Raw genomic sequence first — 15,939 nt, 5'->3', positions numbered from 1 at the left:
GCAGAGTACTACTTCCCGTAGTCAATGCAACCCTCATTCTGTTGCTTTGTGCATCAAAATTTCAGTTCGCCAGGAAGGTGCTGACCGTGTCCAGGCCGGCGTTCTTCCAGCCGTCGGCGGTCAGCTTGGTGCCGAACTTGGCGAACCGCTTGGCGGCGAGAGCGTCCAGTACGTAGCGGTTGCCGGAGAAGACGACCTCGCCGGCGGGGACCGGGGAGGCGGTGTTCTGGACCATGCCGGTCGCCTGGGTGCCGCCGGTCATCGTGACGGTGTTGCCGGTGACCTCGACGTCGCGCAGCAGGTAGGCGCCCCAGGGGCCGGTGCCGCGGGTGCGGGACTGGATGGTGATGCCGTTGACGTTGCCGGACACCGAGTTGCCGCGGATCGTCACACCGCTCGACGTGTTGACGTTGATACCGCCGCCGTCCCACAGCGACGTACCGGAGCCGCGGCCGGTGCCGAAACCGTTGCCGGTGACGACGTTCTTCTCGATGACGCCGTTGCGGCTGATCTCGAACCGGATGCCGTCGGCAGCGTTGCCGGTGATCTTGTTGCCGGTGATCACGCGGCCGTCGTCCGCGACGTCGGCCCACATGCCGACGCCGCGGTTGGCCTTGATCACGTTGCCGCTGACGGTGCCGGACGAGCGGGTCGACTTGATGCCGCCGGACTCCCAGTCGGCGACCCAGAAGCCGTCGGTGTTGTTCTCGCTGATCACGTTGCGGGACACGGTCGCCGCGGCGGAGCTGTACTGGCCGAGGCCGAGCTGGCCGTTGTGGTGGATGAGGTTCTTCTCGACGAGCGTCTTGTTCGCCTTGACCAGCATCACGCCGACCGCATGGTTCCAGCGCACGTCGTTCGCGGTCACGGTCCACTCCGGCCCGGAGACGAGCGCGCCGGCCTGCGGGGCGCTCGCGAAGTGCTCGATGGTCAGCCCGCGGACGACCACGCCGGTCGCTCCGGACTCGATCGCGGTGGCCGTCTTCGACATCTCGACCTTGTGCCCGGTCGGGTCGGCGCCGACGTACACGGCGTCGGCTGCGTAGTCCGCGTAGAACGTGCCGGGCGCGACCGAGGCCAGGCTCGCGACGCGGGTCAGATGCGTGCCGTCGACGAAGACCTGCTCGCGCAGGTGGCAGATGTTGGCCTTGTTGTCCTCGCACTGCCCAGACTTGCCGTACGCCGACGGCAGAGCCCCGCGGACGACCCAGCGGTCGCCGTCCTTGGTCCAGCCGGTCAACGGCACCGACCCAGTCAGTACGGCGCCATCCGCGCTGGCGAGGACCTGGTCGGCCTTCGGGCGGATGGTCGTACCGATCCGGTGGACGCCGGCCGCGAAGCAGAACGTCGTACCGGCTGCGGCCGCGCTGACGATCTTCGCGGCGTCGTCGTCCGGCGTGATCGACACACCGTGACAGGGACCAGCCAGCGAGGGGCCCGCCGAGCCCTGGTCGACGACCGGGACCGTGGGAGGGGTGACCGTGGGAACCGGCACGGTGGGCTTGGTGACCGACGGCGAGGGGACCGGCTTCTTGGACGGCTTCGCCTCGGTGGTGCCCTTCGGAGTCCGGTGGTTCCCGGCGGGCTTCGACGCGTGGTGCGTCGGCAGCTTCTCGCCCGCGAACGACCGATCCGAATTCGTGCGTGACTTCACGGCACTTGTGGCGTTGTTCTCGTGTGCGATCACCGGGAGGGCGACCGTAACGACCGCGACGGCAGCAGCGATGAACGCTGCGAACCACGCCGTAGAGCGCTTACTGCTCAAGGAAACCCTCCGGGGTTGCGGTTCGACACCGGCCTGGACACACCAGGCGTAGCCACCGCGAGACTTAAGGTAGTGCCATGCGGGTCGCCATGTTGCACAACCGTTACCGGAGCGGTCAACCCAGTGGCGAGAACACTGTTGTCGCACAAACGGTTGATTTGCTGGGTAACTCCGGACATGAGATCGACTTTTACGCTCGGAACAGCGACGACATCGCCGAGATGGGCCGAAAAGATCGCGCATTGTTACCGTTCCGCTCCGTTTGGTCATTTTCGGCGGAACGCGATTTAACACAGCTATTGCAAGCGAATCGGCCCGATCTGGTCCACGTGCACAACACCTTCCCGCTGTTCAGCCCCTCGGTGCTGCGGGCGGCGTACCGGCTGGACCTGCCCGTGGTGGCGACGCTGCACAACTTCCGGCTGATGTGCGCGAACGCCGTGCTGCAGCGCGACGGCGGTCCGTGCGACTCGTGCGTTGGCAAGCTCCCGCTGGCCGGCGTGCGCCACAGTTGCTACCGCGAGTCCCGCGTGCAGACGTTGCCGCTGGCGACGAGCATCGGCATCCACAACACGCTGCACACCTGGCAGCGTTACGTCACCACGCTGATCGCGCCGTCGGAGTTCGTGCGCGAGCGGTACGTCGCTCATGGCTTCGACGCGGACCGCATCGTCGTGAAGCCGCACGCGGTGCCGCACGACGGCCGGGTGCGGACCGGTCCCGGGGATGCGGTCGTGTTCCTCGGGCGGCTGGTGGCGGACAAGGGGTTCGCGGATCTGTTGCGAGCCTGGGATTCCTCGCTCGGCAAGCTGGTGGTGATCGGCGACGGCCCGCTGCGTGCCGAGGCCGAGCGGCGGGCCCGGGAAGACCTGTCGATTCAGGTGCTCGGTCAACTACCGTGGGCCGATTGCATGGATGTGCTGCGTTCCGCGCGCGCCGTCGTCGTACCGGCGCGTTCGTATGAGACCTTCGGACTCGTGGTGGTGGAGGCGTTCGCGCACGGCGTTCCGGTGGTCGCGTCCCGGCTCGGCGCGCTGGCGGAGCTGGTCGACGACGGCGAGACCGGTGCACTGGCCGAGCCCGGCGACACCGAGGGATTGCGCAAGGCGATCGCTCTGGTGACGGACCCGGCAACCTCGGTGGCCTTCGGCCAGCGCGCGCGGCAGGTCTACCTGAACCGGTTCACTCCGGAGCATGATCTGGCTGCCACGGAAACGATCTACCACGACGCGATCGCCGCCCGGAGGGGACGCCGGTGATCCGGAATGGGCAGGCGATGACGCCTAGGTATAGGGTCACCGCAAACGGCCAGGTCCCGCAGAGGTCCGGCCGCGCGACAGAACGCTCCGTGGGGGAGCCGCAGGGGGAACACAGTTTGCCGCAGAACGGATTCTTGGCCGGAGTCTTCGACCTGTTCCACGTCGGGCATCTCGACGTGCTCGAGCGGGCCCGCCGGTCCTGTGACCGCCTGGTCGTCGGCGTGCTGACCGACGAGTGGGCGATGGACGCGTGGGGTGCGCGGCCGTTCGTGCCGCTGGTCGAGCGGGTCCAGATTCTGCAGCATCTCCGCGCGGTCGACGAGGTCATCGTCATCGACGACGTGGATGCGAACCTGCTGGCCGGCCGGCTGGTGTTCGCCGCCGACCTCGACGGCGTCCTCGGTGCCGACGACCTGGACGACGTACCGGGCCTGCGGGAGCTGCCCGCGGTGCGGACGTCGCGGAGCACGATCCTGCGAGCGGCGATCGACCAGCGCCAGTCCCGCAGCTCGGTGGCATGAGCGGACAAACACTGGGCGAGGTCGTCGCCCGGCTGTCCCAGGCGCAGAAGCCTTCGGCCGGTACGCCGGCCTACTCGCGGTTCGTGAATCGGCGAATCGGCCGGGTGATCGCGGCGGCGGCTTTCCTGGCCGGGCGGACGCCGAACCAGGTGAGCATCACCAGTGGGTTGTTCTCGCTGGCCGGGATCGTGCTGGTCGCGACCGTGCGGCCGTCGTTCGGGCTGGCGCTGGCGGTGACCGTGCTGCTCGTGCTCGGCTACGGGCTCGACTCCGCCGACGGTCAGCTGGCACGTCTCCGCGGCGGCGGTTCGCCGCTCGGTGAATGGCTCGACCACATGATCGACTCGGTCAAGATCGTGCTGCTGCACAGCGCCGTACTGATCTCGTTCTACCGATTCGATGCCTTCAGCAACGAGCTGGTCCTGCTGATCCCGCTGGCCTATCTCTGTCTGTCGTCGGTGCTGTTCTTCGGGCTGATCCTGATCGACCAGCTCCGGCGGGGCCACGGCGGCGCCCAGAAGCCCAACGTCCGTGGCGATTCCGTGCTGAAGTCGTTGCTGATCGCACCGACCGACTACGGCGTGCTCTGCCTGGTGTTCCTCGCCTTCGGCACCCCGTCGCTGTTCGCCGGCCTGTACGGCGCTCTGCTCGCGATCAACCTGCTCTTCCTGGCGGCCGCCGTCGCCAAGTGGTACCGGGAGATGGCCGCGTTGCAGCCGGTGCGCGGCTGATGGCCAATCTGATCATGGGCCGTGTTGGTTACGCGCCGGGTGTCTACGACATGTTCCACATCGGGCATCTGAACATCCTGCGCCGGGCCCGCGAGCACTGCGACCATCTGATCGCCGGTGTCGTCGAGGACGATGTGGTGACCCGGATCAAGGGCCGCCCGCCGGTCGTTCCGCACGACGAGCGGATGGAGGTCGTCCGCGCCCTCGGTCTGGTCGACGAGGTCGTCAGCGACTGGTCCAGCGACAAGTTCGAGATGTGGAAACAACTCCGGTACGACGTCCTGTTCAAGGGCGACGACTGGAAGGGCACCGAGAAGGGGACCCGGCTCGAGCGGCTGCTCGGCGAGGTCGGGGCGCAGGTGCACTACTTCCCCTACACGGCGTCCACCTCGAGTACGGATCTACGCCGCCTGCTGGAGGGCCTGAGCTGATGACGAGCCGTCCGAAGGTCCTGATCAGCGCGTACGCGTGCCGGCCGCAGGGCGGCTCCGAGCCCGGCGCGGGCTGGGCCTGGGCGAAGGCCGCGGCCCGCGACCACGACGTGTGGCTGCTGACCCGGGGCAAGTTCGCCCACGAGATCGCCGAGGAGCTCGCGATCCGGCCGGTCCCCGGACTGACCGTCGTACCGCTGGAGCTGCCGCGATGGGTGCTGAAGCTGCGCCGGCGGCCCGCGGACGTGTACTGGTACTACCCGCTGTGGCAGCGACTGGCCGGCAAGACCGCGCGCCGGTTGCACGCCGAACACTCGTACGACGTCATCCACCATCTGACGTTCGCCGTCGACTGGATGGCGGCGGGCGTGGTCCGGCCGTCGTCGGCGAAGGTGATCTGGGGGCCGGTCGGTGGTTCGACGACCGCGCCGTTGTCGATGGCGCACTGGCTGGGTCCGCGCGGTGTGATCGGGGAACTGGTGCGCCGCGGCTACACCGGGGTCCGCCGGCACCTGACCGGCCGCAAGGCCGCCCGGACCGCCGACCTGATGGTTGCCCAGAACAACGATGTGGCCGAGACCTTCCGCTCGTACGCCGGCGAGATCGTCGTCCAGCCGAATGTCGCGATCAGCCGGTTCACCGCCTCCGGGCCGTACGAGCCGTTCGGGCCGCCGGGCGTGAAGACGGCATTGTTCGTCGGCCGCCTGATCCCGTGGAAGGGCGTGCTGCTCGCGATCAGCGCGCTGGCCCGGCCCGAAGCCGCGAACTGGGTCCTCCGGATCATCGGCGACGGTCCGGACTGGGAGCGTGCCGAGCGGCTCGCGCTGCGGCTCGGGGTTCGTGATCGGGTCGAGTTCACCGGGCAGTTGCCGCGTGAGTCCGTGCTCGCGGCAATGTTCCGGGCGGACGCCGTACTGGCTCCGGCGCTGCGTGAGGCCGCCGGGTGGGCGGTCACCGAAGCGCTCGCCTCGGGCTGTCCGGTCGTCTGCCTCGACCGTGGCGGCCCGTCCGTCATCGTCGGCCCCGGTGAGGGCGTCGTCGTCGACTGGCGCGGTGACGTGGTCGGCGGTCTGGCCAAGGGCCTGGCATCGCTGCCGGGCCGCATCACTCCGGTCGACCGCTGGGGCCCCGACCGGCTACCGGACCTCTTGGCCGGCTGGTACGCCGGAGCACACGTCTCCCGCTGAATCCCAGGATCCGGGCAGTGCGGGGGCACGCATGCCGGGGACCGGAAACGTGACACGATGCTTGACGTGACGACGATTGCCGATGGGCCGAAGTCCCTGCCGCTGTTGTTCCTTGGCCAGAACACCGACCCGCACTCCGAGCGGGGCGTCGAGTGCCCCGGCGCGCTGCCGCCGGCCTCCGACCCGGACCTGGTCGAGCGGGCACTGAAGGCGAAGGCCGCGCTCGGTGACCAGGTGTTCGTGCTGGGTCACCACTACCAGCGCGACGAAGTGATCCAGTTCGCCGATGTCACCGGGGACTCGTTCAAGCTCGCCCGGGACGCCGCCAACCGGCCGGACGCGCCGTACATCGTGTTCTGTGGTGTGCACTTCATGGCCGAGTCGGCCGACATCCTCACCAACGAGAACCAGACGGTGATCCTGCCGGACCTGGCCGCCGGCTGCTCGATGGCCGACATGGCGCGCATCCAGCAGGTCGAGGCCGCCTGGGAGGCCCTCGCCGACGCCGGCGTGGCTGACGTGACCGTGCCGGTTACCTACATGAACTCCAGCGCCGACATCAAGGCGTTCTGCGGCCGCAACGGCGGCGCGGTCTGTACGTCGAGCAACGCCGACGTCGCGCTCGAGTGGGCGTTCTCGCAGGGCGAGAAGGTCCTCTTCCTGCCGGACCAGCACCTCGGGCGCAACACCGCCGTACTGCAGATGGGCATCTCGCTCGACGAGTGCGTCGTCTACGACCCGCACAAGCCCGGCGGTGGCCTGACCCGCGAGCAGCTGGCGGCGGCGAAGATGATCCTGTGGCGCGGGCACTGCTCGGTGCACGGCCGCTTCACGCCGGAGTCGGTCGACGACGTCCGCGCGCGGGTTCCTGGGGTGAACGTGATCGTCCACCCTGAGTGCCGCCACGAGGTGGTCACCAAGGCCGACTTCGTGGGCTCGACGGAGTACATCATCAATAAGCTGGCCAAGGCCGAGCCCGGTACGTCGTGGGCGGTGGCCACCGAGCTGAACCTGGTGCAGCGGCTGGCCAAGCAGAACCCGGACAAGAACATCGTCTTCCTCGACAAGACGGTCTGCTACTGCGCCACGATGAACCGGATCGACCTGCCGCACCTGGTCTGGACGCTGGAGAACCTGGTCGCCGGTCACGTCGTCAACCCGATCAAGGTCGACGCCGACACCGAGCACTACGCCAAGATCGCCCTCGACCGCATGCTCGCGCTCCCCGGCAAGTCAGCCCGCGACTAGTCCGGCCGCCACGGAGTTGGTGAGTGCTGGCGGTCCGCGAGATGACCGGTGGCGAGCGATCAGTGCCGGGGTGGGAGAGGATGTGCGCATGCGAGTGCTGATTGCGCCGGACAAGTTTGCCGGGACGTTGACCGCGGTGGAGGCGGCTGCGGCCATCGAGGAAGGGTGGCGGCGGCGGGATCCGGAGGCTGAGGTGCTGGTGGCGCCGATGGCCGACGGCGGGCCGGGGTTCATCGATGTGCTGTCGGCGGTGGTGGACGGCACGCTGCTGTCGGTGACGGTGCGGGGGCCGCTCGGCGAGGAGACTCCGGCGACCGTGCTCGTCGCGGGGGAGACGGCGTACATCGAGACGGCGCAGGCGTGTGGTCTGCACCTGGTGGAGCCGGAGGACCGGCGGCCTGAGGACGGTACGACGTACGGCGTGGGCCAGCTCATTGCCGCCGCCGTCGATGCCGGGGCGAAGCGGATCATCCTCGGCCTGGGTGGTTCCGGGACCAACGACGCCGGGGCCGGGCTGCTGGCCGCGCTCGGCGCGACCGCTGTCGACGGCGACCTGGCGGCCGGAGCGGCCGGCCTGGCCAAGCTGACGGCCGTGGATCTGGAGCCCGCGCTGACGCGGGTGGCCGGGATCGAGTTCGTCGCGGCGAGTGACGTCGAGAACCCGATGCTCGGGCTGCGCGGCGCGACCAACATCTTCGGCACCCAGAAGGGCATCACCGACGAGCGCAAGCCGGCCGTCGACGGCTATCTGACCAAGTTCGCCGAGCTGGCCGGGCGGAAGACCGCAGACCAGAAGGGCGCGGGCGCGGCCGGTGGTCTCGGTTACGCGCTGTTGCTGCTCGGCGCCGAGCGGGTCTCCGGGATCGACCTGGTCGCGGAGCTCACCGGGCTGAAGGAGAAGGCCGCCAGGGTCGACCTCGTGCTGAGCGGCGAGGGCGCCTTCGATTTCCAGTCCCGTGACGGCAAGGTGATCGCCGGTGTGGCCAAGGTCGCCAACGACGCGATGCGGCCGTGTGTGGTGCTGGCCGGCAAGGTGCTGATCGGATCCCGGGAAATGCGCACGATGGGCGTGGAATCGGCGTACTCGCTGGTCGACGCGGTCGGCGAGGAGCAGGCCTTCGCGGACCCGCACGGGTCCCTGGCCGCGGTCGCCGAGCGGGTCGCCAGGACCTGGGCCCGTTGAGATGATTCTTGATCCTCAAATTGAGTGTGCGACCATGGGAATGTTCGCGGACCGGTTGAGGTTGACCGGTGTTGACAGGATTTTTGCGAGATGACTGGAGTCAGGAATGACTGAAGCGCAGACCGAGCAGACCGTCGCCAGTGGTGTGCTCCTCACCGACGGGGCCGCAGCCAAGGTGAAGGCGCTGCTGGACCAGGAAGGCCGCGACGACCTCGCGCTCCGGGTCGCCGTACAGCCGGGTGGCTGCTCCGGGCTCCGGTACCAGCTGTTCTTCGACGAGCGCAACCTCGACGGTGACGTGGTCGCCGACTTCGACGGTGTGAGCGTCGTCACCGACCGGATGAGCGCGCCGTACCTCAAGGGTGCGTCGATCGACTTCGTGGACACGATCGAGAAGCAGGGCTTCACGATCGACAACCCGAACGCGACCGGCTCCTGCGCCTGCGGCGACTCGTTCAACTAAAGGCACCTCGAAGCCCCCGATCACTGCGGTGATCGGGGGCTTCGGTCTGTCAGCGGCCATGCCGGTAGAGCTCAGCTGCCCCGGCCGACACCGCCATCGACAGCAGCAGGAATCCGCCGTACGTCGTCAGTAGGCCGGCGCCGGACGGATCGCCGCGGCCGACCACCCACAGCAACAGGACGCCGCCCGCAATCCCCAGGGCGCCGATTAACCGTAACCAGGTCCGCCGCAGCCACAGCAGCCCGCCCAGCAGCAGGGCCGGGAGGAAGACCATCCCCGGTCCGGCAACGTCGGCCAGGCAGACCAGTGCGAGCAGTCGCCACCATCTTGACCGGCCCGCCCCGCGCAGGCCGTACAGGATGCCGAAGGCGAGGCCGCAGACCGCGGTGGATCCGAGGATGAACCCGGTACCGCTCCAGCTGAACTCGGGGTCGGTCGAGATCAGCCGCATCCAGACCCGGGCGGCCGCGCCCCACGCCAGGCCGAGCGCGAGGCCGGCGGCAGCGGCCCGCGGAATGGTCACCAGGACACGGGCAGACAGGCTTCGCGGGGGCCTGCGGCACCCTGCGGGTTGGTCGGCTCCTGGTGGATCACGATGGCGCGGTTTCCCGGCAGGGGCGTGAACGGCACCCTGGCGATCGCGAAGCCGGTTCCGGTCCGGGAGACGTCGAAGTCCAGCCACACCTCGGTGGTCGCGTCGACCCGCGGCGGGACATGCCCGGCGATCGTGTCAGCGTTGTAGTGCGGTCCCGCTGCGGCGCCGTCGCCGGTGACGCACGGACCGGTGTGCAGATGAGCTCCGAAGGATCGGCCGGCCACCGACCGGTCGATGCCCCGAACCTTCAGGATCACCACGCTGCGACCGTGCCGCTGGACCATCACCAGCTTGGCGCGGGCGTGGTCGAACGGTCCGGCCGTGCCAAGCTGCAGGTCGCGGAGGTGACCGCGAGCCCGTACGACGTCTGCCGAGCTGGTGCTCGTTCCGGCGTAGGCAGGCGCCGCGGTCAGAGTGGTTGCCGTCAGCAGCAACGCCGTGGTCGCTGCGAGATACCTCGGTACTGTCATGACTGCCCCTCTCGGGTCCATGCTGGGAGCAAGGATCACTTCTACAGACGGACCGCGGGATCGCCCGGGTGACACAGAAATCAATCCCGTCGTCCTGTCACCCGGTTGCTCGACTCACTCGTCCGTCACAGTGATGGGGGCCATGGATGAGACCGCGACACTGATCGGCGCCGGGCGATGGACCGACGCTGTCGTCGTCACGCTCTTCCGGGCCGAGGCCGCCCGGCTGACCCAGCTCGCGCGGTGGTTCGTCGACGACCGGACGGCGGCCGAAGACCTGGTGCAGGAGGCGTTCCTGCGGCTGGCCCGCAATCAGCACCGGATCAACGAGCCGGACCGTGCCGCGGCGTACCTGCGGTCGATCGTGATCAATCTGGCTCGCGATCACAACCGCCGCGGGCTGGTCTCGTTGCGGCACCGGCCGCCGGCCGAGGTGGACGACCGCTCCGCCGAGGACCTCGCGGCCGAGGACGAGCGGCGTCGCGAGGTGATCGCGGCGCTGCGCGGCCTGCCTCGCCGGCAGCGTGACTGCGTCGTTCTGCGGTACTACCTCGAGCTGCCGGTCAGCGAGATCGCCGGAACCCTCGGGTTGTCACCGAACTCCGTGAAGACCCATCTGCGCCGCGGGCTGCAATCACTCAAGATCCACCTGGAGGAGCCGGGATGACCACTGACCAGTCGCCCGCCGACCCGACGCCGGTCGAGCGGAGGTTGCTCGAGGCCCTCGAGCCCGCCCAGGAGCGGGGCGTCTCCCCGGACCTGTTCGACCGGGTGCTCGGCAGCATCGCCGACGACCGGATCCGGCGCCGGCGGATCCGGTCCGGCGTGCTGGCTGCCATCGCCGGCGCTTTGTTGCTCACAGCAATCGTCTTGCTGGTCACCCCGCGGAAGAACGGACATCTGCTGATGAACTGGTGGCTTCTCGAACTGTTCACGACGGCCGCGCTGATCGGGCTGGCGCTCTGGCTCGGCCCGTTCATCAAACGCTTCGGCCGGGCCTACGCCGCGGACGTGTTCCACGACAACCCGCAGACCGGCAAGAGCTACATCGTGCTGACCGACATCGTCTACTACCTGATCTTCGCCGCGTACATCCTGTTCACGGTCAGCTTCGAGCCGCGGGACGGATGGGGGCTGAACGTGCTGCCCAGCCAGGTCGCCTTCGAGGCGGCCCGGCTGGGTGGCATTCTGCTCATCATCGGGGTGCTGCACGGCCTGAACATCATCCTGATGCCCGTCCTCGGCCGGCTCTTCTCGCTGAACCGGCGGCTGCCCGGGCGCTAGTGGGCCGGCGCGCCGTCGCGGGCTCGTTTCGGGAGCAGCCAGGTGACGGCGAGGCTGACGATGAACAGGGCGATCGCGACCAGCACGGTGGTTTTGGTGGCGCCGAGGAAGGCGTGCTGGGGGAGGAGCTGGAAGAAGACGGTGCCGAGGACGGCGACGCCGATCGCGCCGCCGAACTGCTGCATGGCGGTCAGTACGCCGGAGGCCGAGCCCGCGGCCTCGTCGTCGATCGAGGCCAGGATGATGTCGAACAGTGGCGCGAACACCATGCCGGCGCCGATGCCGCAGGCGAGCATGGCCGGGACCAGGTTCCAGACGGTGGTGGCCTCGCCGTAGTGGTGGAGGGTGAACCACATGCCGCCCATCGCCAGCGTCATCACGGCGACGCCGAGTTGCAGCGCCGTACGGCCGAGCTTGGGGGCGAGCAGGCCGCCGGAGAGCGGGGCGCCGATCGCGATGCCGAGCGAGAACGGGACCATCGAGAGGCCGGCCTTGAGCGGGGTGTAGTGCAGGCCGAGCTGGGTGAAGAGCGTGAGCACGAGCGTGAAGCCGGACATCGCCAGGAAGAACGTGGTGATCACGGCGAGCCCGGCGACGTACCCGCGGCTGCGGAACAGTGAAGGGTCGATGACCGGGTTGCCCGACCGGCGCTCGCGCCGGCCGAACAGGGCGAAGACGGGGATCGCGGCGATCATCATCGCGATCGACCAGGCCGGCCAGCCGAGCTCGCGGCCCTGCACGAGCGGGTAGATCAGCAGTGCCGAGGCGAGGCTGACCAGGAACACGCCGGCCGCGTCGAGTCGCTGGGCGCCGGCGGTCTTCACTTCGGGCATGAAGCGGAGTGCGCCCAGGACGGCCAGCAGTCCGATCGGGACGTTGATGAAGAAGATCATCCGCCAGCCCTGGCCGAACCAGTCGGCGTCGATCAGGACACCGGCCAGGATCGGACCGGCGACCGCGGACAGGCCCATCACGGGACCGAACAGTGCGAAAGCCTTGCCGATCTCGGCCGGCGGGAAGACGGACTTCAGGATCGCGAAGCCCTGCGGGATCATCACCGCGCCGAGCAGACCCTGCGCGACGCGGCTGCCGATCAGCAGCTCGGGCGAGGTGGCCAGCCCGCAGATGACGGAGGCGACCGTGAAGCCGGCGGCGCCGATCAGGAAGAGCCGGCGGCGGCCGACCAGGTCACCGAGCCGGCCGAAGCTGATCAGGCCGATCGCGAAGGCGAGCGTGTAGCCGGCCAGCATCCACTGCATCGCGGACTCCGACCCGCCGAGCTCGGCCCGGATCGACGGCGCGGCGATGGTGACGATGGTGGCGTCGACGAGATCCATGATCTCGGCGATCAGCACGGTGGCGAGGACGATCCAGCGCCACCGGTACGCCGTGGGCGGGGTGGCCACGGATTCCGTGGCGAGGGTGGGGGTGCTCATCGATGGCTCCATATCGAACGATGTTCGTGAACGAACACTGTTCTACACGCGAACACTGTTCCGGTCAAGTACGGCGTTCGCTACAGTGAGGGCATGACCCAGTCGCCGTGGCAGCCGATCAGCCCGCCCAAACCTCCGCGTCCGGCCAAGGAGCCGCTGACCCGGGAGCGGATCGTGGACGCCGCGATGCGGTTGATCGTCGAGCACGGGTACGACGCGGTGTCGATGCGCAAGATCGCCCAGGAACTGGGCACCGGCCCGGCCTCGCTCTACGCGCACGTGGCGAACAAGGGCGAACTCGACCAGCTCCTGGTCGACCGGGCCGCGCAGCAGATGAAGCTGCCGGACGAGCCGGATCCGGAGCGCTGGCAGGAGCAGCTGAAGGACGCGATGCGCGAGATGCTGCGCGTGATGCGGGCGAACCCGGGCGTCGCGCGCGCGGCGATCGGCCAGGTTCCGCTCGGCGAGCAGGCACTGCTGATGACCGAGAAGATCCTCGCGATCCTGAAGGCCGGCAAGCTCCCCGACCAGGCCGCTGCCTGGGCGGCCGACCTGATCCCGCTCTACGTCACCGCGGTGTCGTTCGAGGAGATCGTCCAGAGCGCGGCGTCGTGGACCGTGGACGACATCGACAACTTCGTCACCGAGATGCGCGGGTACTTCGCTGCCTTGCCGGCCGACCGCTTCCCGTTCGTCGTGGCGCTGGCGACCCCGCTGACCGCGGGTGCCAAGGGTGACGAACGCTTCGAGTTCGGCATCGCGGTGATCACCGCCGGGCTGGCCGCCCTGGCGGAGAGGTAGCTCAGCCGAGAAGTAGTTCAGCCGAGCAGGCGGCAGGCGGCCAGGACGTAGGCGCGGGCGGCGATCGCCAGCTCTTCGATCGGGACGGACTCGTCAGCGCGGTGCGCCTGATGTGCGACCGACCCCGGGCCGAGGATGACGACCGGGATGCCGAGGTCACGGTCGACGTAACCGCCGTCGCAGGCCGCGCCCCAGCCGGCCAGCGGTACGTCGGGACCACCGGCGTCGCGGCGGGCGGCCTCGGTGATGCTGACCAGCTCGGCGTCGGCCGGGGTTTCGAAGGGTGGCATCGCCATCGGCATCTCGAGGTCGACCGAGAGCCCGCGAGCTTCTAGCTGCAGACCGGCGACGCGGTCACGGAGGTCGGCAAGGATGGCTTCAGGCGACTCGCCTGGCAGCAGGCGGCGGTCGGCGATCACGACGCACTCGGCCGGCACGATCGATCCGCCGGTCCCGCCGTTGATCTGGCCGACGCTCCAGGTCGCCGGACCGAGCAGTGGATGCGGGTCGGCGGCCAGCTCGTCGTGCAGCCGCTCGATCTCGGTGATGATCGCGGTCGCGCCGTAGATCGCGTTGGCGCCGTCCTTCGCGTTGCCGGCATGGACCGCACGTCCGTGCACGGCGACCCGCAGATAGGAATCGCCGCGCGCCGCGATGATGGTCTGCAGATCGGTCGGCTCCGCGGTGATGCAGCCTGCGTAAGCTCGTGCGTTGTCGCGCACGAAGGCTTGGATGCCCAGGCCCGTCTCCTCCTCGTCGACCACGGCGGCCAGCTCGACCGGGCCGCTCAGCTCGACGTCGCGCAGGACGGCGAGCGCGGCGACCGCGGCAGCGAGCCCGCCCTTCATGTCGGAGGCGCCGCGTCCGTAGATCCGCCCGTCGCGGATCTCAGCGCCGTACGGATCGGTGGTCCACCCAGCACCGACCGGTACGACGTCCGTGTGCCCGAGCAGGAGCAGTCCCGGCTCAGTGCCGGTCCCGACGCTCAGGCTGATGTTGTCGCGCCCCGGCTCAACTGTCGTGGTGGTGACCGTCAGCCCGAGCTCGCGACCGATCGCGTCGAGCACGGCGACCGTCGCGGCTTCCTCGCCGGGCGGGTTCTGGCCGGTCGCGCGGATCAGCGCCGTACAGACTCGGAGCAGTAGGTCCTCGTCGATCCGGGCGAGCAGGCGCTGCTCTTCGGCAGCGATCATGCGCGCGAGGTGATCGTGAACTTCAACGGGGAGAACGACACGTTCAGCTCGCCGTCCACCGTCAGCTGCCCGTCGCTGATCCGGCACCGGAACTCCGCGGCGTGCGGGGTGTCCACCCACCGGATCGTGCCGACGAACACGTCACCGTCGCCATGCGCTGCGGTGACCACCTGCGCACCGGCGTCGTGCCAGCCATTCGGCGTGTGCACAAACTCAACGGCGTCGTCGAACGTGAACAGCGCCGTGCCGTCGGCATCCCAGCGAACCGACCGGAGCGTGGCTGGATTCTGCTCGAAGGGATAAATCCGCCCGTCCCCGCCCTGAGGAGCCGGGCCGCTCGGCGGCAACAGTTCCAGACGCGAAGGCCGCGGCACGGCTGGCACCTCTTTGCCTTCGAGTGCCGGCAGCAGGTGATCCCAGACGAGGTTCAGCGTGGCCTGCATGTCGGTGCTCGCGCTGGTGATGATCAGTACGGCGTCATGGTCGGGAATGGCCAGGATGAACTGGCCGAACGCGCCGTCGGCCCGATAGGTGTTGTTGCGCCCGCGCCAGAACTGGAACCCGTAGCCCTGGTGCCAGTCGGGGTTGACCTCCCGGTCGTTGGAGACCTGCTTCGTAGTGGCAGCCTCGAACCACTCGGCCGGGACCAGTTGCCGGCCCTCCCAGAGCCCACGCTGCAGCACGAGCTGCCCGAACTTCGCCATCGACTCCGTGCTCAGGCTGAGCCCCCAACCGCCGAAGGTGATGCCCTCCTGCGAGGAGCCCCAGGTCGCTTCGGTGATCCCCAACGGCTCGAACAGCCGGGACTGCAGGTAGTCGAGCAGCGTCTCACCGCTCACCCGCTGCAGGATCGCGGACAGCAGGTAGGTCGCGCCGCTGTTGTAGACGAACGGCGCACCCGGCTCGTGCTCTACCTCGAGGCCGAGGAAGGTCCGCACCATCCGGTCGTCGCGGGTCATCCGCTGCACCGTGTCCTCGTCGTGCCCGGTGCTCATCGTGAGCAGGTGCCGGACCGTCATCGCGGCGAGGTTGTCGCTGACCGTCTCCGGCAGGTCTTCGGGGCCGAAGAACGACACCGCCTTGTCGTCGATCGACAGCAGTCCCGCGTCGACGGCGAGCCCGATCGCGGTCGAGGTGAAGCTCTTCGAGACCGAGTAGAGCAGGTGCCGATCGGTCAACCGGTACGGCGTCCACTCCGCCTCGAGCACGACGTGCCCGTGCCGGAGCAGCATGACGGTCTGGAACTCCTGCGCGGACGCATCCATCGCGGCGACGAACGCGTCGATCGCGGCGGTGGATAGTCCCTGGTCGTCCGGGGTACTCCGTGGAAGGCTGCTCACCTCAGACACGCTATCTTCCCGGACGGACAAAT

General features: G+C 69.0%; 17 protein-coding genes. 11 read left to right on the top strand and 6 right to left on the bottom strand.

Annotated elements, in window-relative coordinates:
- Window positions 1–61: 61 nt before the first annotated feature.
- Window positions 62–1,765 carry a right-handed parallel beta-helix repeat-containing protein gene (locus tag ABZS29_RS23480; RefSeq protein ID WP_355464516.1) on the bottom strand — a complete coding sequence of 568 codons (1,704 nt, stop codon included), beginning with the start codon at window positions 1,763–1,765 and terminating at the stop codon, window positions 62–64.
- Window positions 1,766–1,842: 77 nt separating this feature from the next.
- Here ABZS29_RS23480 and ABZS29_RS23475 point away from each other — a divergent pair, with 77 nt between their 5' ends.
- The 8 genes from ABZS29_RS23475 to ABZS29_RS23440 all read left to right on the top strand — a co-directional run bounded on the left by ABZS29_RS23475 (window position 1,843) and on the right by ABZS29_RS23440 (window position 8,788).
- On the top strand, window positions 1,843–3,024 hold the full coding sequence (locus tag ABZS29_RS23475) for a glycosyltransferase family 4 protein (RefSeq protein ID WP_355464514.1): 1,182 nt from the start codon (window positions 1,843–1,845) through the stop codon (window positions 3,022–3,024).
- Window positions 3,025–3,140: 116 nt separating this feature from the next.
- Window positions 3,141–3,545, top strand: a complete 405-nt coding sequence (locus tag ABZS29_RS23470; RefSeq protein ID WP_355464512.1) for an adenylyltransferase/cytidyltransferase family protein — start codon at window positions 3,141–3,143, stop codon at window positions 3,543–3,545.
- A complete protein-coding gene (locus ABZS29_RS23465; RefSeq protein WP_355464511.1) occupies window positions 3,542–4,276 on the top strand; it encodes a CDP-alcohol phosphatidyltransferase family protein in 735 nt (244 codons plus the stop codon). Before ABZS29_RS23470 ends, ABZS29_RS23465 begins: the two co-directional genes overlap by 4 nt.
- Window positions 4,276–4,707: an adenylyltransferase/cytidyltransferase family protein gene (locus ABZS29_RS23460; RefSeq protein WP_238176730.1), complete on the top strand. Its 432-nt coding sequence runs from the start codon at window positions 4,276–4,278 to the stop codon at window positions 4,705–4,707. The genes ABZS29_RS23465 and ABZS29_RS23460 overlap by 1 nt, the downstream gene beginning before the upstream one ends.
- The gene (locus ABZS29_RS23455; RefSeq protein ID WP_355464508.1) at window positions 4,707–5,894 is read left to right on the top strand and encodes a glycosyltransferase family 4 protein; all 1,188 of its coding nucleotides are present in this window, start codon (window positions 4,707–4,709) and stop codon (window positions 5,892–5,894) included. Before ABZS29_RS23460 ends, ABZS29_RS23455 begins: the two co-directional genes overlap by 1 nt.
- Window positions 5,895–5,951: 57 nt before the next feature.
- Window positions 5,952–7,142, top strand: coding sequence for a quinolinate synthase NadA (nadA, locus tag ABZS29_RS23450; protein ID WP_355464506.1), 1,191 nt, complete (start codon window positions 5,952–5,954; stop codon window positions 7,140–7,142).
- Window positions 7,143–7,230: 88 nt separating this feature from the next.
- Window positions 7,231–8,325, top strand: coding sequence for a glycerate kinase (locus ABZS29_RS23445; RefSeq protein WP_355464504.1), 1,095 nt, complete (start codon window positions 7,231–7,233; stop codon window positions 8,323–8,325).
- Between the two features lie 106 nt (window positions 8,326–8,431).
- Window positions 8,432–8,788 carry an iron-sulfur cluster assembly accessory protein gene (locus tag ABZS29_RS23440; protein WP_132406182.1) on the top strand — a complete coding sequence of 119 codons (357 nt, stop codon included), beginning with the start codon at window positions 8,432–8,434 and terminating at the stop codon, window positions 8,786–8,788.
- Window positions 8,789–8,837: 49 nt separating this feature from the next.
- Here the strand turns inward: ABZS29_RS23440 and ABZS29_RS23435 are convergent, their stop codons facing one another.
- Complete coding sequence (locus ABZS29_RS23435) at window positions 8,838–9,311, bottom strand: hypothetical protein (protein WP_355464502.1); 474 nt, start codon at window positions 9,309–9,311, stop codon at window positions 8,838–8,840.
- Window positions 9,308–9,853, bottom strand: coding sequence for a hypothetical protein (locus ABZS29_RS23430; RefSeq protein WP_355464500.1), 546 nt, complete (start codon window positions 9,851–9,853; stop codon window positions 9,308–9,310). Before ABZS29_RS23430 ends, ABZS29_RS23435 begins: the two co-directional genes overlap by 4 nt.
- Before the next feature lie 142 nt (window positions 9,854–9,995).
- On the opposite strand from ABZS29_RS23430, the gene ABZS29_RS23425 reads away from it, so the two are divergent.
- Entirely contained in the window at window positions 9,996–10,520 is a 525-nt protein-coding gene (locus ABZS29_RS23425) for a SigE family RNA polymerase sigma factor (RefSeq protein WP_355464498.1), read from the top strand.
- Window positions 10,517–11,137 carry a hypothetical protein gene (locus ABZS29_RS23420; RefSeq protein ID WP_355464496.1) on the top strand — a complete coding sequence of 207 codons (621 nt, stop codon included), beginning with the start codon at window positions 10,517–10,519 and terminating at the stop codon, window positions 11,135–11,137. The genes ABZS29_RS23425 and ABZS29_RS23420 overlap by 4 nt, the downstream gene beginning before the upstream one ends.
- On the opposite strand, the gene ABZS29_RS23415 is transcribed toward ABZS29_RS23420, so the two are convergent.
- Window positions 11,134–12,573 (bottom strand): DHA2 family efflux MFS transporter permease subunit, encoded by a 1,440-nt coding sequence (locus ABZS29_RS23415; RefSeq protein WP_355464495.1) that lies wholly within the window; start codon window positions 12,571–12,573, stop codon window positions 11,134–11,136. The genes ABZS29_RS23420 and ABZS29_RS23415 overlap by 4 nt on opposite strands.
- Before the next feature lie 93 nt (window positions 12,574–12,666).
- Here ABZS29_RS23415 and ABZS29_RS23410 point away from each other — a divergent pair, with 93 nt between their 5' ends.
- Entirely contained in the window at window positions 12,667–13,374 is a 708-nt protein-coding gene (locus tag ABZS29_RS23410) for a TetR/AcrR family transcriptional regulator (protein WP_355464493.1), read from the top strand.
- Window positions 13,375–13,391: 17 nt separating this feature from the next.
- Here ABZS29_RS23410 and ABZS29_RS23405 read toward each other — a convergent pair whose 3' ends face one another.
- Together ABZS29_RS23405 and ABZS29_RS23400 are read right to left on the bottom strand one after the other, a co-directional pair.
- Window positions 13,392–14,567 carry a M20 family metallopeptidase gene (locus tag ABZS29_RS23405; RefSeq protein ID WP_355464491.1) on the bottom strand — a complete coding sequence of 392 codons (1,176 nt, stop codon included), beginning with the start codon at window positions 14,565–14,567 and terminating at the stop codon, window positions 13,392–13,394.
- Window positions 14,564–15,907: a serine hydrolase gene (locus ABZS29_RS23400; RefSeq protein ID WP_355464489.1), complete on the bottom strand. Its 1,344-nt coding sequence runs from the start codon at window positions 15,905–15,907 to the stop codon at window positions 14,564–14,566. The genes ABZS29_RS23405 and ABZS29_RS23400 overlap by 4 nt, the downstream gene beginning before the upstream one ends.
- Window positions 15,908–15,939: the final 32 nt, after the last annotated feature.

This window comes from Kribbella sp. NPDC005582 (genome assembly GCF_040605415.1).
GTDB lineage: Bacteria > Actinomycetota > Actinomycetes > Propionibacteriales > Kribbellaceae > Kribbella.
The sequence above is the reverse complement of the archived record's forward strand: the minus strand, read 5'-3'. Positions and strand labels throughout refer to the sequence as shown.